Annotated in this window: 18 protein-coding genes and 3 tRNA genes; 17 read left to right on the plus strand and 4 right to left on the minus strand. The window is 60.1% G+C overall.

What is annotated here, in order from left to right:
- The first annotated feature begins 37 nt into the window (after window positions 1–37).
- From MME58_RS08095 to MME58_RS08150, 12 genes are all read left to right on the plus strand, one after another.
- Complete coding sequence (locus MME58_RS08095) at window positions 38–658, plus strand: phosphoribosylanthranilate isomerase (RefSeq protein WP_054984657.1); 621 nt, start codon at window positions 38–40, stop codon at window positions 656–658.
- A gap of 251 nt (window positions 659–909) precedes the next feature.
- Entirely contained in the window at window positions 910–1,830 is a 921-nt protein-coding gene (gene accD, locus MME58_RS08100) for an acetyl-CoA carboxylase, carboxyltransferase subunit beta (protein ID WP_054984658.1), read from the plus strand.
- Window positions 1,827–3,131 carry a bifunctional tetrahydrofolate synthase/dihydrofolate synthase gene (gene folC, locus MME58_RS08105; RefSeq protein WP_055007242.1) on the plus strand — a complete coding sequence of 435 codons (1,305 nt, stop codon included), beginning with the start codon at window positions 1,827–1,829 and terminating at the stop codon, window positions 3,129–3,131. Before accD ends, folC begins: the two co-directional genes overlap by 4 nt.
- Window positions 3,115–3,780 carry an SPOR domain-containing protein gene (locus MME58_RS08110; protein ID WP_055007243.1) on the plus strand — a complete coding sequence of 222 codons (666 nt, stop codon included), beginning with the start codon at window positions 3,115–3,117 and terminating at the stop codon, window positions 3,778–3,780. Before folC ends, MME58_RS08110 begins: the two co-directional genes overlap by 17 nt.
- A gap of 118 nt (window positions 3,781–3,898) precedes the next feature.
- Window positions 3,899–4,486, plus strand: a complete 588-nt coding sequence (locus tag MME58_RS08115; RefSeq protein ID WP_003318487.1) for a CvpA family protein — start codon at window positions 3,899–3,901, stop codon at window positions 4,484–4,486.
- 12 nt (window positions 4,487–4,498) lie between these two features.
- The gene (gene purF, locus MME58_RS08120) at window positions 4,499–6,007 is read left to right on the plus strand and encodes an amidophosphoribosyltransferase (RefSeq protein ID WP_055007244.1); all 1,509 of its coding nucleotides are present in this window, start codon (window positions 4,499–4,501) and stop codon (window positions 6,005–6,007) included.
- 20 nt (window positions 6,008–6,027) lie between these two features.
- Window positions 6,028–7,239, plus strand: a complete 1,212-nt coding sequence (locus MME58_RS08125; protein ID WP_054984662.1) for an O-succinylhomoserine sulfhydrylase — start codon at window positions 6,028–6,030, stop codon at window positions 7,237–7,239.
- A complete protein-coding gene (locus tag MME58_RS08130) occupies window positions 7,236–8,054 on the plus strand; it encodes an SDR family oxidoreductase (protein WP_055007245.1) in 819 nt (272 codons plus the stop codon). The genes MME58_RS08125 and MME58_RS08130 overlap by 4 nt, the downstream gene beginning before the upstream one ends.
- Before the next feature lie 149 nt (window positions 8,055–8,203).
- A tRNA-Val gene (locus MME58_RS08135) sits at window positions 8,204–8,279 on the plus strand.
- Window positions 8,280–8,358: 79 nt separating this feature from the next.
- Window positions 8,359–8,435 (plus strand) — tRNA-Asp (locus MME58_RS08140).
- A gap of 114 nt (window positions 8,436–8,549) precedes the next feature.
- A tRNA-Asp gene (locus MME58_RS08145) sits at window positions 8,550–8,626 on the plus strand.
- Window positions 8,627–8,860: 234 nt separating this feature from the next.
- Window positions 8,861–9,682, plus strand: coding sequence for a DUF2242 domain-containing protein (locus tag MME58_RS08150; RefSeq protein ID WP_055006635.1), 822 nt, complete (start codon window positions 8,861–8,863; stop codon window positions 9,680–9,682).
- Between the two features lie 198 nt (window positions 9,683–9,880).
- On the opposite strand, the gene ilvA is transcribed toward MME58_RS08150, so the two are convergent.
- From ilvA to MME58_RS08165, 3 genes are all read right to left on the minus strand, one after another.
- Complete coding sequence (ilvA, locus tag MME58_RS08155) at window positions 9,881–11,416, minus strand: threonine ammonia-lyase, biosynthetic (protein WP_277623055.1); 1,536 nt, start codon at window positions 11,414–11,416, stop codon at window positions 9,881–9,883.
- Between the two features lie 562 nt (window positions 11,417–11,978).
- Window positions 11,979–13,019 (minus strand): AraC family transcriptional regulator, encoded by a 1,041-nt coding sequence (locus MME58_RS08160; RefSeq protein WP_055005556.1) that lies wholly within the window; start codon window positions 13,017–13,019, stop codon window positions 11,979–11,981.
- A gap of 2 nt (window positions 13,020–13,021) precedes the next feature.
- Complete coding sequence (locus tag MME58_RS08165) at window positions 13,022–14,155, minus strand: nitrilase-related carbon-nitrogen hydrolase (protein ID WP_054984185.1); 1,134 nt, start codon at window positions 14,153–14,155, stop codon at window positions 13,022–13,024.
- Between the two features lie 203 nt (window positions 14,156–14,358).
- Here MME58_RS08165 and MME58_RS08170 point away from each other — a divergent pair, with 203 nt between their 5' ends.
- The 5 genes from MME58_RS08170 (at window position 14,359) to MME58_RS08190 (ending at window position 21,827) form a co-directional block, all read left to right on the plus strand.
- The gene (locus MME58_RS08170) at window positions 14,359–16,398 is read left to right on the plus strand and encodes an NADPH-dependent 2,4-dienoyl-CoA reductase (RefSeq protein ID WP_055005555.1); all 2,040 of its coding nucleotides are present in this window, start codon (window positions 14,359–14,361) and stop codon (window positions 16,396–16,398) included.
- A gap of 72 nt (window positions 16,399–16,470) precedes the next feature.
- The gene (locus tag MME58_RS08175) at window positions 16,471–17,415 is read left to right on the plus strand and encodes a 1-aminocyclopropane-1-carboxylate deaminase/D-cysteine desulfhydrase (protein ID WP_055005557.1); all 945 of its coding nucleotides are present in this window, start codon (window positions 16,471–16,473) and stop codon (window positions 17,413–17,415) included.
- Window positions 17,416–17,564: 149 nt separating this feature from the next.
- A complete protein-coding gene (locus MME58_RS08180; RefSeq protein WP_054984183.1) occupies window positions 17,565–18,899 on the plus strand; it encodes an MFS transporter in 1,335 nt (444 codons plus the stop codon).
- Between the two features lie 439 nt (window positions 18,900–19,338).
- Window positions 19,339–20,547: an MFS transporter gene (locus tag MME58_RS08185; protein WP_054986961.1), complete on the plus strand. Its 1,209-nt coding sequence runs from the start codon at window positions 19,339–19,341 to the stop codon at window positions 20,545–20,547.
- The gene (locus MME58_RS08190) at window positions 20,547–21,827 is read left to right on the plus strand and encodes an arsenic transporter (protein WP_054986962.1); all 1,281 of its coding nucleotides are present in this window, start codon (window positions 20,547–20,549) and stop codon (window positions 21,825–21,827) included. Before MME58_RS08185 ends, MME58_RS08190 begins: the two co-directional genes overlap by 1 nt.
- On the opposite strand, the gene MME58_RS08195 is transcribed toward MME58_RS08190, so the two are convergent.
- The gene (locus tag MME58_RS08195; protein WP_054986963.1) at window positions 21,793–22,776 is read right to left on the minus strand and encodes a DUF1853 family protein; all 984 of its coding nucleotides are present in this window, start codon (window positions 22,774–22,776) and stop codon (window positions 21,793–21,795) included. The genes MME58_RS08190 and MME58_RS08195 overlap by 35 nt on opposite strands.
- Window positions 22,777–22,884 lie beyond the last annotated feature (108 nt).

Raw genomic sequence — 22,884 nt, forward strand, 5'->3', positions numbered from 1 at the left:
TCCGGGACTTTCCGAAAGGTCTGAGGTTACTCACAACATGTCAGCCGTTCGCAGCAAGATCTGTGGGATTACCCGCATAGAAGATGCTCTGGCTGCTGCCGAGGCAGGAGCCGATGCAATTGGCCTGGTGTTCTATCCCAAAAGTCCGCGTGCGGTGACGGTGTTGCAGGCTCGTGCCATTATTGCCGCGCTGCCGCCTTTTATCACCACTGTCGGACTGTTCGTCAACGCCAGTCGCTGCGAGCTCAACGAGACGCTGGATGCGGTTGCACTGGACATGCTGCAGTTTCATGGCGATGAAACGCCGGATGAATGCGATGGCTACCATCGCCCTTATATCAAGGCCCTGCGGGTCAAGGCGGGTGATGATATCGCCCAGGCTTGTCGCAGCTATCGCAATGCGCGAGGCGTGCTGCTCGACACCTATGTAGAGGGGGTCCCCGGTGGTACCGGCGAAACCTTCGATTGGGCGCTGATTCCTGGCGATCTGGACAAGCCGGTGATTCTGGCTGGCGGTCTGACGTCGGCCAACGTGGCGCAGGCCATTGCCCAAGTACGGCCCTACGCTGTAGATGTCAGCGGTGGTGTCGAAAAGAGCAAGGGCATCAAGGATCGGGAAAAGATCCTTGCGTTCATGAGTGCGGTGCACGGCACCTGATGTGACGGTTGCCTGTCGGCCGCCGTCCATAAGCCTGTCCCTGCCATGAGGCATGCGGGTCGAATCAAGTAAGCGGTGGTGCCGATGCGCAACGCCGTCGTTGTGAAAAATCGGGATGAGGGATGCGCAGGTCCGGCCCTGGGTCGATCGCTATCCTTCATCATCGTCCATACACGAATTTATCTGAGGGCATGCGATTGGCGTGTTGACTGCCAGTCGTTCGAGCCACACCGGTACTGGAGATATAAAGCATGAGCAACTGGTTGGTAGACAAACTGATCCCATCGATCATGCGTTCCGAGGTCAAGAAGAGCTCGGTTCCCGAAGGCCTCTGGCACAAATGCCCGTCCTGTGAGGCGGTGCTGTATCGGCCGGAGCTGGAGAAGACCCTGGACGTCTGCCCCAAGTGCAATCACCACATGCGCATCGGCGCACGCGCACGCCTGAACATTTTTCTGGACGTCGAAGGGCGCGAAGAGCTGGGTGCCGATCTTGAGCCGGTCGACCGTTTGAAATTCCGCGACGGCAAGAAATACAAGGACCGTCTCACCGCTGCGCAGAAGCAGACGGGCGAAAAGGACGCGCTGATTTCCATGAGCGGCACGCTGTTGGGCATGCCGGTGGTCGCCTCGGCGTTCGAGTTCTCGTTCATGGGCGGTTCGATGGGTGCCATTGTCGGCGAGCGCTTCGTGCGTGCAGCCGATTACGCCCTGGAAAACCGTTGCCCGTTCATCTGCTTCGCTGCTTCGGGCGGTGCGCGCATGCAGGAAGCGCTGATCTCGCTGATGCAGATGGCCAAGACCTCGGCGGTTCTTGCGCGTCTTCGCGAAGAAGGGCTGCCCTTTATCTCGGTGTTGACCGACCCCGTCTATGGCGGCGTTTCCGCCAGTCTGGCCATGCTGGGTGACGTTATCGTTGCCGAGCCCAAGGCGTTGATCGGTTTCGCCGGCCCTCGCGTCATCGAGCAAACCGTTCGCGAGAAACTGCCTGAGGGCTTCCAGCGCAGCGAGTTCCTGCTGGATCACGGCGCTATCGACATGATCGTCTCGCGTAGCGAGCTTCGTCCGCGTCTGGGCAACCTGCTGGCTCAAATGATGAACCTGCCTACGCCTCGCTTTGTAGCACCCGTCATCGAGCCTATCGTCGTCCCACCGGCACCGACCAGCCTATGACATTTACATCCCTGGGCGACTGGCTCTCTTACCTGGAACAATTGCATCCGTCTGCCATCGACATGGGGCTGGATCGTTCCCGACAGGTGGCGCTGCAACTGGGGTTGACACGCCCGGCACGTCGGGTGATCACCGTGACAGGCACCAACGGCAAAGGATCGACCTGTGCCTTTGTCGCAGCCTTGTTGCAGGCTCAGGGCCTTAAAGTCGGTGTCTACAGCTCACCGCATTTGATTCGCTATAACGAGCGAGTGAAAGTGCAGGGCGTCGAAGCAACCGATCTCGAATTATGCGATGCGTTCGCTGCGGTCGAAGCGGCACGTGGCGATGTCACCCTGACTTACTTCGAAATGGGCACGCTGGCGGCATTCTGGCTGTTCGAGCAGGCCGGGCTGGATACAGTCGTCCTGGAGGTCGGTCTGGGCGGGCGTCTGGATGCGGTAAATATTGTCGATGCAGATGTCGCGCTGGTAACCAGTATCGGTGTCGATCATGCCGAGTATCTGGGTGATACCCGTGAGTCGGTGGCCTTCGAGAAGGCAGGGATCTTCCGCCCGGGCTGCCCTGCGCTGTGCGGCGATCCGGCACCGCCGGAGCCGCTGCTGGCCAAGGCTCGCGAGTTGGGCTCCCCGTTACTCATACGTGGTCAGGATTTCGACCTTGCCATAGGCAATGACAGCTGGGACTGGCGTGGTGTCGCTCATGGCGAGCAAGTCGAACTGCGCGGTCTGCCGCTGCTGGACCTGCCCATGCAGAATGCAGCGTTGGCGCTTCAGGCGTTTGCCTTGCTGGGGTATCCACTGCAACTGGATGCCATAGCGCAGGTTCTGGTCCGGACCCGGCTTGCCGGTCGACTCGATCGCAGAACCGTCAGTTGGCACGGCAAGCAGCTCGGGGTGCTTCTGGACGTCGGGCACAACCCCCATGCTGCTCAATTTCTGGGGCAGTGTCTGGCGCGTCAGCCGGTTGTCGGCAAACGTCGCGCGGTGTTTGGTCTGCTGAGTGACAAGTACCTTGACGGTGTTGTCGCGCATCTGGTGCCGTTTATCGATGAGTGGGCTGTAGCACCGCTGCCTACCTCGCGCAGTCGTCCGGCAGAAGAGTTGCATTCGGCCTTGCAGAACCTTGGCGCTCGCGTGACGTCCTATCAGAGTGTTGCGTTGGCGCTGGAGGCTCAGTGCGCGCATGCCACGCCCGATGACGAGATACTGCTGTTCGGATCATTTTACTGTGTTGCCGAGGCCCTGGAGTGGTTGGCCCGGTACACCGATGAGGACGCTGCAAATGGCTTTGCTGGATAACGTATTCAAGCAGCGGATGGTTGGAGCGCTGGTGCTGATCGCCGTGGCGGTGATCTTTCTTCCCATGCTCTTCACGCGTGAAGATGAAACGCGCCAGGTGCAGGTCGAGGCACCGTCCGCACCCCAGGCACCTTCTGCCTCGCAGGTTCGGGTCGATCCAGTGCCTGTTCCGGAGCCTCAGGCCCTGCCCCAGGAGCCGGTGCCGAATGACGATGACATGAGCAGCAGCCAGCCGCCATCCACGCCGATCGCGCCCGCCCCGAGCGTACCCGCTGCGCCTCCGGTTGCTAGCGCCCCGGCTTCGAAGCCTGCTGCCAAACCTGCACCTGCACCTGCACCTGCACCTGCACCAGCGACAGCTGCGGTCCCTACGAAACCTGCGGCTCCTGCTGGCGTCGACGCCAATGGTCTGTCGATCAACTGGTCGGTGCAGTTGGCAAGCATGTCCAACCGTGCCAATGCCGACAATCTGCAAAAGACCCTGCGAACGCAGGGCTACAACGCCTACATTCGCACTGCCGATGGCGTTAATCGGGTATTTGTCGGCCCGCTCATCGAGCGCGCCGAGGCTGACCGGCTGCGCGATCAGCTCGACAAGCAGCAAAAGCTCAAGGGTATTGTGGTGCGCTTTCAGCCTGAACGGGGCTGACCGTTCGGCACCTTGTGCCTTTACGTCAAAGGAAAATGCCTCGCGCCGGTAATCCCTGCTTACCGGCAGGCGGGCGCTCTGCTAAAATGCGCCGCCTTATCCGTCTGCAGGCTGCAACGTGCCATTTACTCCGGTTGACTGGGCAATTCTGGGAATTGTCGCCATCTCCGCCCTGATCAGTCTGAAACGCGGCTTCGTAAAAGAAGCATTGTCGTTGACGACGTGGATCATTGCAGGTGTTGTGGCCTGGATGTTTGGCGCAGGGCTGTCGCAGTATCTGGTCAATTACATAGAAACACCCTCGGCCCGCGTGATTGCGAGCTGCACCATTCTTTTTGTCGCCACCTTGCTGGTAGGCGCCATGGTCAATTTTCTGATAGGCGAGCTGATTCGTGTCACCGGGCTTTCCGGGACCGATCGTTTTCTCGGCATGGTCTTCGGCGCAGCACGCGGAGGCCTGCTTGTCGTTGTGGCGGTAGGGCTGTTGAGCCTGGGTCCGGTGCAACAGGATCAATGGTGGCAGCAGTCCAGGCTGGTGCCGCAATTTCTCATGGTCGCTGACTGGTCGAAAAACCTGATTCTCGGGATGTCCAGCAAGTGGCTCGCCAGCGGCATCAGCGTACCCGCTGATATGCCGTTCAAGGAACAGATCCTGCCGTCTACAATGCCGCAGGATGTGCTCGGTAAATCCAGTTCCACTAAGTAGGGGTTGTGTCGCATGTGTGGCATCGTCGGTATCGTCGGCAAGTCGAACGTCAATCAGGCGCTGTATGACGCGCTTACCGTCCTCCAGCACCGCGGCCAGGACGCTGCCGGTATCGTGACCAGCCATGATGGCCGGTTATTCCTGCGCAAGGACAATGGATTGGTGCGCGATGTGTTCCATCAACGCCATATGCAGCGGCTGGTCGGGCACATGGGCATCGGTCACGTGCGCTATCCCACTGCGGGCAGCTCGACATCGGCCGAGGCTCAGCCGTTCTACGTCAACTCGCCTTACGGCATCACGTTGGCGCACAACGGCAACCTGACCAACGTAGAGCAACTGGCCAAGGAGATTTACGAATCCGACCTGCGCCATGTGAACACCAATTCCGATTCGGAAGTGCTGCTCAACGTGTTCGCCCATGAGCTCGCCGTGCGTGGCAAGTTGCAGCCGACCGAAGAGGACATCTTCGCGGCAGTAACCGACGTGCACAATCGCTGCCGTGGTGGTTACGCGGTCGTGGCCATGATCACCGGTTATGGCATCGTCGGTTTCCGCGACCCGGACGCCATTCGTCCCATCGTATTCGGCCAGCGTCATACCGACGAAGGTGTCGAGTACATGATCGCGTCGGAAAGCGTGTCGCTGGACGTGCTGGGGTTTACCCTGATTCGCGACCTGGCACCGGGCGAAGCGGTCTACATCACTGAAGACGGCAAGCTGCACACCCGTCAGTGTGCGGCCAACCCCAGGTATGCGCCGTGCATTTTCGAACACGTCTACCTGGCACGTCCGGACTCCATCATCGACGGTATCTCGGTCTATAAGGCGCGTTTGCGCATGGGCGAGAAGCTGGCCGACAAGATCCTGCGCGAACGTCCTGATCACGACATCGACGTGGTCATCCCGATTCCGGATACTAGCCGTACCGCTGCGCTTGAACTGGCCAACCATCTGGGTGTCAAGTTCCGCGAAGGTTTCGTCAAGAACCGTTACATCGGCCGGACCTTCATCATGCCGGGTCAGGCAGCGCGCAAGAAGTCCGTGCGCCAGAAGCTGAACGCGATCGAACTGGAATTCCGCGGTAAGAACGTGATGCTGGTGGATGACTCCATCGTGCGTGGTACGACCTGCAAGCAGATTATCCAGATGGCCCGCGAAGCCGGTGCCAAGAATGTCTATTTCTGTTCGGCGGCCCCGGCCGTGCGCTACCCCAACGTCTATGGCATCGACATGCCGAGCGCTCACGAGCTGATCGCTCACAACCGTACCACTCAGGACGTTGCCGACCTCATCGGTGCCGACTGGCTGGTCTATCAGGATCTGAATGACCTGATCGAGGCGGTCAGTGGCAGCAAGAAAATCAAGATCGACAACTTCGATTGTTCGGTTTTCGACGGCAAGTACGTGACCGGCGACATCGACGAGCATTATCTGAACAGGATCGAGAGCGCGCGTAACGACGCCTCCAAGATCAAGACTCAGGCCGTGAGCGCGATCATCGATCTGTACAACAACTAATTGGACAAGGAGTGGGCGGCATGACTCAGGAATGGGATGCAGGTCGGCTGGACAGCGACCTTGAGGGCGTGGGTTTCGATACCCTTGCCGTACGTGCCGGGCAACACCGCACCCCGGAAGGTGAGCATGGTGATCCCATGTTCTTTACCTCCAGCTACGTATTTCGCACGGCCGCCGATGCGGCCGCGCGTTTTGCAGGCGAGGTGCCGGGCAATGTCTACTCGCGCTACACCAACCCGACTGTGCGTTCTTTCGAAGAGCGCATTGCTGCGCTGGAAGGTGCCGAGCAGGCCGTCGCCACGGCCACCGGTATGGCAGCGACCCTGGCGGTGGTGATGAGCCTGTGTAGTGCCGGGGACCATGTTCTGGTGTCACGCAGTGTCTTTGGTTCGACCATCAGCCTGTTCGACAAGTACTTCAAGCGCTTTGGCATCGAGGTGGACTACGTTCCGCTTGCAGATCTTGCTGGCTGGGACACGGCGATCAAGCCCAACACCAAAATGCTGTTTGTCGAATCCCCGTCCAATCCATTGGCCGAGCTGGTCGACATCGCTGCACTGGCTGAAATTGCGCATGCCAAAGGCGCGATGCTGATCGTCGATAACTGTTTCTGTACACCCGCCTTGCAGCAGCCGCTGTTGCTGGGTGCGGACATTGTTGTGCACTCGGCCACCAAGTTCATCGACGGCCAGGGTCGTTGCATGGGCGGCGTGGTTGCCGGTCGCAGCGAGCAGATGAAGGAAGTGGTCGGTTTCCTGCGTACGGCCGGGCCGACGCTTAGCCCGTTCAATGCGTGGATCTTCCTCAAGGGGCTCGAAACCCTTAATTTGCGGATGCGCGCTCACTGCGCCAATGCCCAGGCGCTGGCCGAGTGGCTTGAGCAGCAGGACGGTGTCGAAAAGGTTCATTACGCAGGGCTGAAGAGCCATCCGCAGCATGAGCTGGCTCTACGTCAGCAAAAGGGTTTTGGCGCAGTGGTGAGTTTCGAGGTCAAGGGTGGCAAGGATGGCGCATGGCGCTTCATCGATGCCACGCGACTGATCTCGATTACAGCCAATCTGGGCGACAGTAAAACCACGATCACTCACCCTAGCACCACTTCTCATGGCCGCCTGGCGCCGCAGGAGCGCGAAGCGGCGGGTATTCGCGACAGCCTGATTCGGGTTGCAGTGGGGCTGGAAGACGTGGCTGACCTGCAGGCCGACCTTTCTCGCGGCCTGGCGGCGTTGTGAGCGACAAGGCGCGTGACGGGGCCGGTGGCGAGGTGGGCGGTGAGTGGGCGTTGAAGTTTGCCAGCACTCACAACGGTCGTGTCGCTCTGGTGACCGGTGCCGCTCGCGGCATCGGTCTCGGCATCGCAGCGTGGCTGATTGCCGAGGGCTGGCAAGTGGTGCTGACTGACCTGGACCGTGCAAGAGGTTCTAAAGTGGCGGGTGCGCTGGGTGAAAACGCCTTGTTCATCGCCATGGATGTGGCCAGTGAAGAGCAGGTTTCAGCGGGCGTGGCCGAAGTGCTCCGGCAATTTGGGCGTCTGGACGCCCTGGTGTGCAATGCCGCGGTCGCCGATCCGCACAACACCACGCTGGAAAGCCTCGAACTGTCGCACTGGAACCGTGTGCTGGCCGTCAACCTCGGTGGCCCGATGCTGCTGGCCAAGCATTGCGCGCCTTACCTGCGTGCGCACTGCGGCAGTATCGTCAACCTGACGTCCACTCGCGCCCGCCAGTCCGAAGCCGATACCGAAGCTTATGCGGCCAGCAAGGGCGGCCTGATGGCGCTGACGCACGCGCTGGCGATCAGTCTGGGGCCGGAGATCCGTGTCAACGCCGTCAGCCCGGGCTGGATCGACGCGCGTGACCCTTCGTTGCGCAAGGCCGAGCCGTTGTCCGAGACCGATCATGCCCAGCATCCGGCCGGCAGGGTAGGGACAGTGGAAGACGTTGCTGCGATGGTGGCGTGGCTGCTGTCCAGAAACGCCGGTTTCGTTACCGGACAGGAGTTTGTGGTCGATGGCGGCATGACACGCAAGATGGTCTACGCCGAATAGTTTTGTGCAGTCTGCCGACATTGACTCTTTGTTGTGCTTTTGATGTGTGGTAGCGGTTTTGCGATTGAGCCTGTTTTTTAAAAAACTTCAATCAGGCTATTGACTTAGGTTCGTTAGGTGCGTAAATTTCGCGGCCTCAACGAAGCAAAGGGTGATTAGCTCAGCTGGGAGAGCAGCTGCCTTACAAGCAGCGGGTCGGCGGTTCGATCCCGTCATCACCCACCATCGTTGAGTTTGGAGGCTGAAGTACGAGGGCTTTCAAATGTGACTCTACAAAAGTTACACGGACGCAAGTCCACAATGCGCAGCGGTAGTTCAGTCGGTTAGAATACCGGCCTGTCACGCCGGGGGTCGCGGGTTCGAGTCCCGTCCGCTGCGCCATATTTGTACAGATCGGGTTTTCCCGGTTTGCGATTGAAAAGCCCAAGGGTTTTCAGTCAGGTGTACAGGAAACAGACTACCGAAAGTTTGTTTCAAACAGGTTTACAGCGATACGCAGCGGTAGTTCAGTCGGTTAGAATACCGGCCTGTCACGCCGGGGGTCGCGGGTTCGAGTCCCGTCCGCTGCGCCATACATAGTTTCAAGGCCCTTGAACTCCTTGAAGCAAACAGAAAAGCGACCTGAGGGTCGCTTTTTTGTTGCCTGTGTTTTGTCGGCTCGCGAGCAGGCCTGGTTCGCTTGAACACGTGTTGTATTCAAATCCTTTTGAACTGTACGTTGATCCAGCGTCGGCCTTGTTGCAGACTTACCGCCATTTCCCAGTTCGCAGTCTTGCTGGCAGTCTTTTCCTTCCTCAGGATTTTCGATGTTTAAGCTACTGAACGTTCGTACCGCATTCTGGATATCTGCCGTGTTGATGGCAGCTGGCTGTTCCTCGCCGAAGCAGGCGGTCTACGACCATGAACACTTCGATGATGCCGGGACGTTTTCCCGAAGCTATCCTGCGACCGACCTGGCTTATTGTGAGGCGGGGCGGCGCGCCTTGTTGAGTCAGGGTTATATCATCACCAGCAGCGACCCGAAGATGATTGCCGGTCGCAAGAGCTTTCAACAGACCGGCGACACGCATATCGAGATCAGCTTCAATCTTGTGTGCGCCGCCGATGCGAAGGATGGCAGCTCAACCATGTTCGCCAACGCCCTGCAGGACCGCTATGCGTTGAAGAAAACCAATAACTCGGCCAGCCTCGGGGTCGGTGTGCTGGGCTCTGTTTCGATGCCGATAGGCTCTACGGACGATTCGATGGTCAAGGTCGCCAGCGAAACCGTTTCCTCGGCGAAGTTCTATGAGCGCTTTTTTGGCCTGGTAGAGAATTTCCTGCCGCCGGAAGTGAAAAAGGCTGCACATATTGTCGAGAAGCCAAAAGCCGACCTCGGTGTTCCTGATGTAGCCCCTGCCGCAGCCGAACCAGGCAAGGCGGCCGAAGAGCGCGCCAAACCGGCTCCAGCAGAAAAGGAGTCGCCCGCCAAGGCTGAACCCGCTGCAGAGCCGGCCGCGCCGCCCGCCGTGAGCCAGCCCATGCCAGCACCTGCCGAGCCTGCATCGTTCAAGGCGGAAACAGTCGAAACACCGGCAGCCGAGCCAGCAGAAGGCGTCACGCCAACCGAGGCTGCGCCCGCTCAATAATGGCTGTCATGATCATGCACGGCAGTCTCAACAGCGTACGCAGAGCTTGCGTACGATAGGCACAGGTGTCCGGAGAATATCTATCGTGCCCATGTTCCGCGTGGGCATGCCGGTCTGGACGCTCCGTGTTCTCTTGTGACACGGAGCGTGAGCAACGATAGCGCTGTAACTATCGTGCCAGCGCTCCGCGTAGAGACCTCAGCCCAGAAACAACCGGTACGCCGGGTTCTCGCTCTCGTCCCAGTACGGGTAACCAATCTCGTCCAGCGCCGCCCCCACCAGATGCCGTTCCTCTTCGGGCACGACCAGCCCGGCAACCACGCGGCCATCGGCTGCGCCGTGGTTGCGGTAATGGAACATCGAGATGGTCCAGCGCCCGCCCAGGCGGTTGAGAAAGTTGAACAGCGCGCCCGGCCGCTCAGGGAACTCGAAACGCAGCACCACCTCATCGTCGACGCGCTCGGCATGCCCGCCGACCATGTGACGGATGTGCAGTTTGGCCAGTTCATTGTCGGTCAGGTCCAGCACCGGAAAACCCTGGCCGGTCAGGCTGGTGATCAGCGCGCTGCGCGGGTCGTTCTCCGGATGGGTCTGCACGCCGACGAAAATGTGGGCTTCACGGTCGGTGTGGTAGCGGTAGTTGAATTCGGTGATCTGGCGCTTGCCGATGGCTTCGCAGAACGCCTTGAAGCTGCCCGGTTGCTCGGGGATGGTCACGGCAATGATCGCTTCGCGGCCTTCGCCCAGCTCGGCGCGCTCGGCAACGTGACGCAGGCGGTCAAAGTTGACGTTGGCCCCGGAGTCGATCGCCACCAGCGTCTGGCCGCTGATGCCGCGCTGTTCGACGTATTTCTTGATCCCGGCCACGCCCAGCGCGCCCGCAGGCTCGGTGATCGAGCGGGTGTCGTCGTAGATATCCTTGATCGCAGCGCAAATCTCGTCGGTGCTGACGGTGATCACTTCATCGACATAATGACGGCACACCTCAAAGGTGTGATGGCCGATCTGCGCCACCGCCACGCCATCGGCAAACAGACCTACCTGGTTCAACACCACGCGCTCACCTGCGGCCATTGCGGCCTGCAGGCAATTGGAATCGTCCGGTTCGACACCAATCACCTTGATTTCCGGGCGCAGGTATTTGACGTAAGCCGCGATACCGGCAATCAGACCGCCGCCACCGACCGGCACGAAAATGGCGTCCAGGCGGCCCGGCTGCTGACGAAGGATTTCCATCGCCACGGTGCCTTGCCCGGCAATCGTGTCGGGATCGTCATAGGGATGGATGTAAACGAAGCCCTGCTCATCGACCAGTTTCAGCGAGTAAGCCAGCGCTTCGGGGAATGAATCGCCGTGCAGCACCACTGTGGCACCTCGTGAGCGCACGCCCTCGACCTTGATTTCCGGGGTGGTGCGCGGCATGACGATGGTGGCCAGAATGCCCAGTTCACGCGCTGCCAGCGCCAGGCCCTGCGCGTGGTTGCCCGCCGAAGCGGTGACCACGCCGCATGCGGCCTCTTGTGGGGTCAGTTGCGCCAGCTTGTTGTACGCCCCGCGAATCTTGAACGAGAACACCGGCTGCAGGTCTTCGCGCTTGAGCAACACCTGATTGCCCAGCCGTCCGGACAGTTGGCGAGCACCCTGCAGCGGGGTTTCGATGGCCACGTCATATACGCGGGAGGTGAGGATTTTGCGAGCATAGTTGTTGAGCAGATCGTGCCGGTCCTGACTCATCGCATCGCTCCTTCATGCGCTGCTCCGCGATACACGGCGCACGCCGGTACATTCGCCTGACCGGTAATCAGGCTAAAGGAGGCGAGAAGGGCGATAGAGCGAGGGATGACGATCATGTCTGACTCCTGGTTCGATAATGTTGCCCAGGAGACAGAAAAAACCCGCCTCCAGGGCGGGTTTTTTGCAAACGTCGGCTAACCCGCCATGACTGGAATGACGGTAATAATAATCTGGCCGACGTTTTGCTGGATGAGGTTCATGCTCTGGAGGTTAGGTCGACACGACCCTGCAAGTCAATAGCGCTTGACCGGCAAGGGGCCTGGTCGCGTGCTTAATCTGCCACGATCTTTTTCGTCTGTTTGACAGGAATCAACATTTTTATTTCACATTGGCACTTTAATGTTGATCTTGCGGTCAGTTATTTCAGCTTGATTCTCAGCCACACCTGATCAGCCAAGAGGGCGAAGAAATGGACGAATACCAGGAAGAACTGCTTGAATACCGTGCATCTGAACTGGACCCGGTAGAACCTGCCGACGACGCTACCGAGTTATGAACGGGGTCATGCGCTTTGGCGCTGGCTGCGGCGGAACTCTCCCGGAGTCTGTCCGTTCCAGCGCTTGAAGGCGCGTTGAAAGGCTTCGGCAGAAGCGAACCCCAGCAGGTAGGCGATCTCTCCGAACGCCAGTTCAGTGTCGCGAATATACGTCATTGCCAGATCACGCCGTGTGTCATTGAGCACCGTGCGAAAGCGTGTGCCTTCCTCGGCCAGCTTGCGGCGCAACGTCCACGTAGGCAGCTTGAGCCTTGCCGCCACTTCTTCCAGATCCGGCTCCCTTCCGCCGTTCAATAGCGGCCCGAGCAATTGGATGATGCGTTCACGGAGACTGCGGGTGCGGGTCTGCTGCTCCAGCTCGGTTTCGCATAATTGCAGCAGATGCCGCCAGGTACTTGGACAATGGCCCGGATTGCGCAGCGCAAGGCTGGTCTGATCCAGACGCAGTTGATTGGTGGCTGCACCAAACACCACCGGGTTATCGCTCAATGCGATGTATTGCGCTGCGTACTCAGGCGCCTCAAACTCGATTTCGATACGTTGAGCGCGCAGTCCGGTGCCCGTCAGGGCCGAGAGTTGAGTCAGCCAGCCGGCCAGAATCGAGTCCACGACAAAGCGGTTGTAGGCGTTATAGGGGCTGATTGAATAAAATCGCATCCAGGCACCTGACGCATCCTCGTGGAAAGTCGACTGTCCGCGATAATTGGACCCGTACAAGGGCTCGAAGCGTATCAGGGTGCGGGCGGCTTCGCGCACGTTGGGTGCCTGCGCAGCGGTGACACCCGCCAGACCTGCCTGAGCGAAGCGACTGAGCTGGCCCATGCGCAACCCCAGTCCAGGCTGGCCGGTGAGCTGGATAGCGGCATGCCCCAGGCGCATGTAACGCGGGATCGATAACCGCGCCCCGGCCTGACTCAGGCGAATAGGGTCAAGACCATACTGCTCCAGTAGAGGATCAGGGTTCTCGTCGAAGCTGATGACCGCATCGGTCAGGCTCTGGATAAAACCCACTGACAGGTCACCGAGGCGCAGGGTCAATGTCGGCATCGTCAAAGCCAGAGATTGATCAGACGTGCGCCGCCAGCGGCAGCATTTTCCGGTAACGGATCGGCTATTGTCTGGCCCGCGTGGCTGGCAAAACTCTGCCCGGCAACACCCTGATTCCAGAACTGCCCGCGCATGAACACGCTGACCCCGGCCTGTGCAGTGCTTTGCGCAGGACGGCCTGTGAGGGTCAGACGATGCCAGGCTTCGCCCTCGCTTGTAGTGTCAGCCGCCATGTCGATACCCGAGTGCCGGGGCTTGCGCCACGGTTCGGACCAACTGGCCTTGCCGATCACAAAGGCGGGAACCGCAATCAGCTGTGCGTCGCTTTGATTCAGGCGCGCGTAGTTTTCCGCATACCAACTGTCGCTGCCGATCAGCACGGCCAGACGTCCCGCAGGTGTGTCGAGCACATTCAAGGGCGCGTCGCTCCTGGTGTGCACGTAACGTTTCTGATAGCGGTCCGGATAGAGCTGGCGTTGTGGCTGACCGAGCGGTTGGCCATTGCTGCCGAACGTCACGCTGCTGTTATAGAGCGCGCCTTTACCGATTTTCAGCTGACCGCCTTCGATGCTTGGTTCTGGCAGCACAATCGAGCCAGCCACCAGTGTTACGCCGAACTCTCTGGCCAGGCCGCCGAACAGTGTCTGATAGTCCCGCGCCATCGATTGCGCCTTTAGGCGCAGGTGGGCGTCGTCGACACGGTCTCTGCCTTCGGCACCGAGCATGGCCACGATAAACTGCAGTGGATTGCTCCAGGACAGCCAGTCCATTGCTTCGTCTACCGTCGCAGCTTGATAAAGCTCATCCTTCTCGCCACTGGCGAATAGCCAGGTACCGATATGCTCGGGGAACACCACTACCGTTCTGCGGTTGATCAGTCCGTAATTGCGGGCCTGTTGCAGGTAAGCGGCCAGCTTGCGGTGCAGTCGATCAGTGTTCTGATAGTCAGTGGGGAACAGCTCCGGCTCGATGCCCAGCAGGTTTCCGCGTTCACTGGGCTCGCCTTCATTGATCGCCAGGCGAATGCGCAGATCGGACAGGTAGTGGCCCGCCGGGCGTTGCCCGGTCCAGACTGCGTAACTGACGAGGCTGGCTACGCTGAGCAGAATCAGACAGATGGCGAAGAGTTTGCGCATAAAAAGGCCGGGTAGCTGCCATCAGGAAATTGACGACTAGGGTAGGGCGGCGTCGGACGCTTGCCAAGTGCCGCTGCACGTTTGGATCAATAACTTGTCACTTTCGGTCATTGAGTGTGTGGCTGGATGCGTCTTTACTGTTGCCCATGAGAGGACACGCAGAGGTCCTTGTTTTCCCGTGATCGACTCGATGGAGCTTCGCCATGACTGCTGCTCATTACCCGCACCTGCTGGCCCCCCTGGACCTGGGTTTCACGACCCTGCGCAACCGGACCCTGATGGGGTCGATGCACACCGGTCTGGAAGAGCGTCCGGGTGGCTTCGAGCGCATGGCAGCCTACTTTGCCGAGCGGGCCCGGGGCGGGGTCGGGTTGATGGTGACTGGCGGGATCGCGCCGAACGAGGAGGGCGGTGTCTACGACGGCGCGGCAAAACTCACCAACGCCGAAGAGGCGGATCGGCATCGCGTCGTGACCCGGGCGGTCCATGATGCTGGCGGCAAGATCTGCCTGCAGATCCTGCATGCCGGTCGCTACGCCTACAGTCGCAAGCAGGTTGCGCCGAGCGCCATCCAGGCGCCTATCAACCCGTTCACGCCGCATGAGCTGGACGAAGACGGCATCGAAAAGCAGATCGCCGATTTCGTTACCTGCTCGACACTGGCCCGTAGCGCTGGTTATGACGGTGTCGAAATCATGGGCTCGGAAGGCTACTTCATCAATCAGTTCCTCGCCGCGCATACCAACCACCGCACTGACCGCTGGGGTGGCAGCTATGAAAATCGTATGCGCCTGGCGGTCGAGATCGTGACGCGGGTACGTGAGGCAGTCGGCGCGGAATTCATCATTATCTTTCGTCTGTCGATGCTGGATCTGGTGGAAGGCGGCAGCACCTGGGAGGAAATCGTCCAGTTGGCCAAGGCGGTCGAGCAGGCCGGCGCGACCCTGATCAACACCGGGATTGGCTGGCATGAAGCGCGTATACCGACCATTGCCACCAAGGTGCCGCGGGCAGCGTTCAGCAAAGTCACTGCCAAATTGCGGGGCTCGGTGAAGGTCCCGCTGATTACCACCAACCGGATCAATACCCCGGAAGTTGCCGAACGTATCCTCAGCGAAGGCGACGCGGACATGGTCTCGATGGCTCGTCCCTTTCTGGCCGACCCTGAGTTCGTCAACAAGGCGGTAGCGGGCCACGCCGAACGGATCAACACCTGCATCGGCTGCAATCAGGCCTGCCTTGACCACACCTTCGGCGGCAAACTGACCAGCTGCCTGGTCAACCCGCGTGCCTGCCACGAGACCGAGCTCAACTACCTGCCAACCCTGCAGATCAAAAAGATTGCCGTGGTGGGTGCCGGTCCTGCCGGCCTTGCCGCTGCAACCGTTGCCGCACAGCGTGGACATGAGGTTACCCTGTTCGATTCGGCCAGTGAAATCGGCGGCCAGTTCAATATCGCCAAGCGTGTGCCGGGCAAGGAGGAGTTCTCCGAAACCCTGCGTTACTTTCGCAACAAAGTGCAGGAAACCGGCGTGCAGTTGCGCCTAGGCACTCGCGTAAAGGCCGGCGATCTGCTGGAGGCCGGTTTTGACGAGGTGATTCTGGCAACCGGCATTGCGCCGCGCACTCCGGCGATCCCCGGCATCGATAACCCCAAAGTGCTCAGCTATCTGGATGTCATCTTGCAGCGCAAGCCGGTAGGGCATTGCGTAGCAGTGATCGGCGCGGGTGGCATCGGCTTCGACGTGTCGGAATTTCTCGTGCATCAGGGCGTGGCCACCAGTCTGGACCGTGAGGCGTTCTGGAAAGAGTGGGGCATCGACACCACCCTGCAGGCGCGCGGAGGTGTCGCCGGGGTCAAGCCCGAAGTGCATGCTCCGGCGCGACAGGTGTTTTTGTTGCAGCGCAAGAGCTCCAAGGTGGGTGACGGCCTGGGCAAGACTACCGGCTGGATTCACCGCACGGGGCTGAAAAACAAGCAGGTGCAGATGCTCAACAGTGTCCAGTACCTGAAAATCGACGATGCCGGGTTGCATATTCGCATCGGCGAAGACGGCGAGGAAAAGCTCCTGGCAGTGGATAACATCGTGATCTGTGCCGGGCAGGACCCATTGCGCGAGCTGTATGACGATCTGGTGGCGGTCGGGCAGAGCGTCCATCTGATCGGCGGCGCGGATGTCGCTGCAGAGCTGGATGCCAAACGGGCAATCGATCAGGGCTCACGGCTGGCCGCAGCCCTGTAAAGGCACAATGCTTGATCAGGCGTCTGTGAATTGGCGCAGACCCTGAAGCACCTTGCCTGTAGACTGCCGCGCATGATTATCGACGCCCTGGGCTGGCAACCCATCGCCCCCCTTGAACGCTTGAACCTGCCCTGGCTGCAAGACGCCGGGGTCGAGGTTGCGATCCTGCGTCTGGACCTCATTGATCCGCTGATCAGCGGCAACAAGTGGTTCAAGCTCAGCGAGCACCTGACCCTGGCTATCGATAAGGGTGCCGAGGGGTTGATCAGCCTCGGTGGTGCACACTCCAATCACCTTCATGCTCTGGCGGCCGCAGGCAAGCGTTTCGGCTTCCCGACGGCAGGCCTGTTGCGTGGCCATGCCCGGCAGACGCCTACCGTACTCGACTTGCAGGCGTTCGGCATGCAACTGCACTGGCTGGGGTATGCCGGTTATCGGGCGCGGCATGCCGCAGATTTCTGGGTGCCCTGGCAGGCCCTTCATCCCTGTCTATATCCTATTGCCGAAGGCGGTGGCGGGCTACCCGGTGCCGTGGGTTGCGGCCGGTTGCGGGAAATGGTCGTTGAGCAGCTCGAGCAACTCGGTTGGGACGATTATCACGGCTGGTGGCTGGCGGTGGGTACAGGCACAACACTAGCCGGTCTGCTGTTGGCCGAGGCCGGTGCCCGTCCGGTGTATGGCGCGATGGCGGTGCCGGGCGATCATGGTGTCGTTGAAAATATCATGGCTGTGCTGAACGAGTCCGCAGGACGGCAGGTGAACATCTCGCCGGACCTGCCCGATAACTGCGTTCTGCTTGAGGCCTGCCGTGGCGGTTTCGCCAGAACCGATGCCTCGCTGCTGGAATTCATCGCCAGCGGCGAGGCATACAGCGGCGTACCTATGGAGCCCTTGTACACCGGCAAGGCTTTGCTGGCCTTGCATGATGAGGTGCAGGCCGGTCGCTTTGAGTCAGGCACCCGCTTGGTCGTCATTCATACCGGTGGCCTGCAGGGGCGGCGTGCGATGGGGCTGTAAGCCTCGTGGCAGAGCCTTTGGCATGAATTTCTGCGCAGATCGATGACGAGACGTCGGCCACGACTACGTGGATGACACTTCTGGAGTGAGGCGTCCGTGGCGCTGTCTCGATAATCGATCCATTCCAGATCAAGACGCCGAGGTCAGCCATGACAACCACCCCCGTAGAGCAAGTCGACCCTGCCACGCTGAAAAAAGTCATCGTTGCGGCGGCCATCGGCAATTTCGTCGAGTGGTTCGATTTCGCCGTGTATGGCTTTCTGGCGACCACCATCGCACTGCAGTTCTTTCCCAGTGGTGACAACAGCGCTGCGTTATTGAAAACCTTCGCCGTGTTTGCCGTGGCCTTCGCATTCAGGCCGCTGGGCGGGGTTTTCTTTGGCATGCTGGGTGACCGGATCGGGCGCAAGAAGACCCTGGCAATGACCATCCTGCTGATGGCCGGTGCCACTACATTGATCGGCCTGCTGCCCACGTATGCAGCGATTGGCGTTATGGCACCGATCCTGTTGACGATCATTCGCTGTGCGCAAGGTTTTTCGGCCGGCGGTGAGTATGCCGGTGCCTGTGCTTACCTTATGGAGCACGCGCCGCGCACGCAGCGGGCCTGGTATGGCAGCTTCGTACCGGTCTCGACGTTTTCGGCCTTCGCTGCCGCGGCAGTAGTGGCTTACGCGCTGGAGTCTTCACTGTCGACTGAGGCCATGGGCAGTTGGGGCTGGCGTCTGCCGTTTCTGATTGCAGCACCGTTGGGTCTGGTCGGGTTGTACCTGCGCTGGAAACTCGATGAAACGCCAGCGTTTCAGGCTGTCGCGCAAGAGCATGCCGTTGCTCACTCGCCACTCAAGGACACCTTGCGCCACCACGCGTCGGCGATAGGCTGTCTGGGCGCATTCGTTTCGTTGACGGCGTTGTCGTTCTACATGTTCACGACGTATTTCGCGACCTACCTGCAAGTCGCTGGCGGCTTGAGTAGGGCGACGGCGTTACTCGTATCGTTGATTGCACTGGCCTTCGCCGCTGCTTTGTGTCCGCTGGCGGGTGCCTATTCGGACCGGGTAGGGCGTCGGGTCACCATGGCAACCGCCTGTACACTGTTGATGGTCGTGGTGTTTCCGTCGTTCCTGATGGCCAGCTCCGGCTCGTTCATTGCCTCGATCATCGGCGTCATGCTACTCGCCGTGGGCGCAGTGCTATGCGGCGTGGTAACGGCCGCATTGTTGTCGGAAACCTTTCCGACCCGCACCCGCTACACCGCCTCAGCGATCACTTACAACATGGCTTACACCCTGTTCGGCGGCACCGCACCGCTGATGGCTACCTGGCTGATCAGCATGACCGGCAGCAACCTGTCGCCAGCGTTCTATCTCATCGCCGTGGCAGTATTGGCGATGGCAGGCGGCCTTGCCCTGCCGGAAACCTCGAAAATCTCGTTGCATGATGTGCCTGCTGCAGGCAATGAGCCGGTGGGGTCAATTGCCTGAGGGCAAGGGCCGGAAACAAACATTACCGACACCGCAGAACCGCCGTGTGACGCAGAGCGTCACAAACTGCATTACCACGCGGAGCGTGGGAACGAGAATCTGAGTCGACCCCCAATCCATCTGACATCCCAGAACCGCTGTGTGACGCAGAGCGTCACGAACTGCGTTCCGACGCAGAGCGTCGGCACGATAATCAGCCCCAATCCACCTGACATCGCAGAGCGCCACGAACTGCATGCCCACGCGCAGCATCGTCGCGACAGTCAGACACAGGACACCGCCGTGCCCGGCAGAGCGCTTTCCGATTCGTCAGCAAAAACGCAACAAAACGTGGCACAGTCGCCCTGAAAAATGGCACATTGGCGCGCCCTGGTGCGCGTGACACATCTTGTAATCATCCGTCCGGGCGACCCGAAACCTTTTTTACGGATGAATATCAATGGCGACCAGCGCTCAGCCTGCGACGGCGAAGGCCTCGACCCCCCCTCAAGCCAGCCCGCTGGTCATGCGCATTATCGGTGCCGTTGCCCTCGCGCACCTGATCAACGACCTGATTCAAGCCATTCTTCCGTCGATCTACCCAATGCTCAAAGCCAGCTACGACTTGAGCTTCACACAGATCGGCCTGATCACCCTGACGTTTCAAATCACTGCGTCGCTGCTGCAGCCCTGGGTCGGTTACTACACCGACCGCCATCCCAATCCGCTGGTGCTGCCTGTCGGCTCGGTCTGCACGCTGATCGGCATTGTCATGATGTCCATGGTGGGTAGCTTCCCCTTGATTCTGCTGGCCGCCGCATTGATCGGCATCGGCTCCTCGACGTTTCACCCGGAGGCCTCACGTATTGCGCGGCTGGCTTCCGGTGGTCGCTACGGGCTCGCGCAATCGACGTTTCAGGTAGGCGGCAACACCGGTTCTGCGTTCGGACCGTTACTGGCGGCGGCGATCATCATCCCGTTCGGCCAGGGCAACGTCGCCTGGATCGGCTTGTTCGCGCTGTTTTCCCTGGGGTTGCTGTATGCAATCAGCCGCTGGTATCGCGCGCACCTCAATCTGTTCAAGCTCAAGGCAGGTCAGGCTGCCACTCATGGCCTGTCCAGAAAGCGCGTGATTGCCTCACTGGCCGTGCTGGCATTCCTGGTGTTTTCCAAGTTTTTCTACATGACCAGCCTGACCAGCTATTTCACCTTCTACCTGATCGAGAAGTTTGACCTGTCGGTCGCCAGTTCGCAGTTGCACTTGTTCCTGTTTCTGGGCGCGGTAGCGGCGGGGACCTTTTTCGGCGGTCCTATCGGCGACCGCATTGGCCGCAAGGCTGTGATCTGGTTTTCGATTCTCGGCGCTGCGCCGTTCACACTGGCATTGCCATATGCGGATCTGTTCTGGACCAGCGTCCTCAGCGTGATCATAGGATTTGTACTGGCTTCGGCTTTTTCCGCCATCGTCGTCTACGCCCAGGAGCTTGTGCCGGGTAATGTGGGCATGATTGCCGGGCTTTTCTTTGGCCTGATGTTCGGCTTCGGCGGCATCGGAGCCGCCTTGCTCGGCTATCTGGCTGACAGCCACGGCATCCTGTTTGTCTACACACTGTGCTCGTACCTGCCGCTGCTCGGCATCCTCGCGATTTTTCTGCCCCGGACTAAATAATGCTGATAGCAACGCTGATCTTCCTGTTCACCATCACGTTGGTCATCTGGCAGCCCAAAGGCCTGAGCGTAGGCTGGAGTGCGGTACTGGGGGCGGTTCTGGCACTGCTGACAGGGGTGGTGCACCTGGGCGACATTGCTGTGGTGTGGGGCATCATCTGGAACGCCACGGCAACGTTCATTTCGCTGATCATTATCACGTTGTTGCTGGATGAGGCCGGTTTCTTTGCCTGGGCAGCGTTGCACGTAGCGCGTTGGGGCAAGGGCAACGGGCGTCGTCTGTTCGCGCTGTTCGTGCTGTTCGGTGCGCTGGTGTCGGCCCTTTTCGCCAACGATGGTGCAGTGCTTATCCTGACCCCGATCGTCATCGCCATGATGCTGGCGCTGCGCTTTTCCGCTGCGTCGACCCTGGCGTTCGTCATGGCGGCCGGCTTTATTGCCGATACAGCCAGTCTGCCGCTGGTGGTTTCAAACCTGGTGAACATCGTCTCGGCGGATTATTTCAAGATCGGCTTCAACCGCTACGCAGCCGTCATGGTGCCGGTGAACCTGGCCAGTGTCGCGGCCACCCTGGCAGTGCTGATGGTGTACTTCCGTCGGGATATCCCCAGCGAATTCGAGCCCGAGCATCTGGATAAGCCCGAGACAGCTATCCATGACCGTGCCACGTTCCTGGCCGGTTGGGCTGTCCTGCTGATTCTGCTGGTGGGCTGTTTCGCCCTTGAGCCGCTGGGCATTCCGATCAGTGCGATTTCGTCGGTATGCGCATTGCTGTTGCTGGCTATCGCCGCGAAAGGGCATACGATCAAGACGCGCAAGGTCATGAAAGAAGCGCCGTGGCACATTGTGGTCTTTTCGCTGGGCATGTACCTGGTGGTCTACGGCCTGCGCAATGCAGGACTCACCGGTTACCTGGCCAGTCTGCTGGACTGGTTCGCGGGCTACGGCATCTGGGGCGCTGCGATGGGCACTGGCGTGATGACGGCATTTCTGTCTTCGATCATGAACAACATGCCCACCGTGCTCATCGGGCTGCTTTCTATCGACGCAAGCCATGCCAGTGGTGCTGTCCAGGAAGCAATGATCTACGCCAACGTGATCGGCAGCGATCTGGGGCCGAAAATCACCCCCATCGGCAGCCTGGCCACGTTGCTCTGGCTGCATGTGTTGCAGCGCAAGGGGATAACCATCAGTTGGGGGTATTACTTCAAGGTCGGTATCGTACTGACCGTGCCTGTGTTGCTTGTCACACTGGCTGCGCTGGCACTGCGATTGAATTGAGCAGGTGACTGGTGTCGGCCAGATTCGGCCACATGTCCGACACAAGAAAAAGCCGCTCGGCTTCTTCCCAGCTACCCTCGGTATTCTCCCTCAGACGCACCAGCAGTTGTGCTGGCGCCAGCGGGTCGAGCTCTGCCAGCCACTCGTGCAACTGCTGATCGCTCCAGGCCTCGCTGTACCGCGCAGGTGCCAGCCAGGCATGACGCGGCAGCGGTTGCCAGCGTCCTGGGCTGCTTTGTGCCAGAAACGATCGCCAGTCGCGTTGATGCAACCAGCGGCCCTTGAGGTGCTGCGGATGAACACCTGCGGGTGATTCGCATGAGCCTGGCCATGGGTACAGCAGATAACCGCCCAGCCATAGCTGTGCGCTGAAGGCTTCGACACCCAGGGTTGCCAGCGCGGCACGGCTTTCCGGGCGTGCCGACATCGGCAACTGATGCTGGCTCAGGTGGGCGAGCTTGCGGTCCAGACGATCCTGACAGCCAGGCCCCAGCCAGCAGGCCGGATCGCGACCGTCTCCGTCCTGTGGACCCAGGTAGAGCTTGATTGCCAGCTCGAGGTGATGCACGCCCTCACGATCACGCAGCAACATGTCCAACTCGCCCAGCGTCTGGCTGCCGAGCCGGATGGGCAGGTTGGCGGCAATGATTTCTACCCCCGGTGCCTGCTGCACTGCGAACTGCCAGAGTCGTTCGTAATAGCGGCCCAGTCGACGTGTCGTCGCCAGCGCCAGCCACTCCTCCAGCGGATGGCTGTCGCGGTCGAGCTGCCAGAGAAACTCCGCGAGCTGTCCAGGGGCTTGTACCCAGTCGCTGCCCGCCAGCGGATGGCGCTGCGGCCAGGGCGTGACGTCCAGCATGGGCGGGGCAAGTATCACCCAGGCAAGGTCACGCACTTCGGGGTGCCGTAACTGGTGGGGGAGGTCAAGCAGGCTGGGAAATAGAGTCATGCACCGAGGATAGCGTGACTCGCTGCCGACAGACAGTCTGTTTCGGCAGAGCGGGTGCTGCGGCGTATGAACGCGCGCTGAATGGACATCAAGTGAGCAGACACTGAT

It is taken from the genome of Pseudomonas syringae pv. tagetis, assembly GCF_022557255.1.
GTDB classification, from domain to species: Bacteria; Pseudomonadota; Gammaproteobacteria; order Pseudomonadales; family Pseudomonadaceae; genus Aquipseudomonas; species Aquipseudomonas caricapapayae.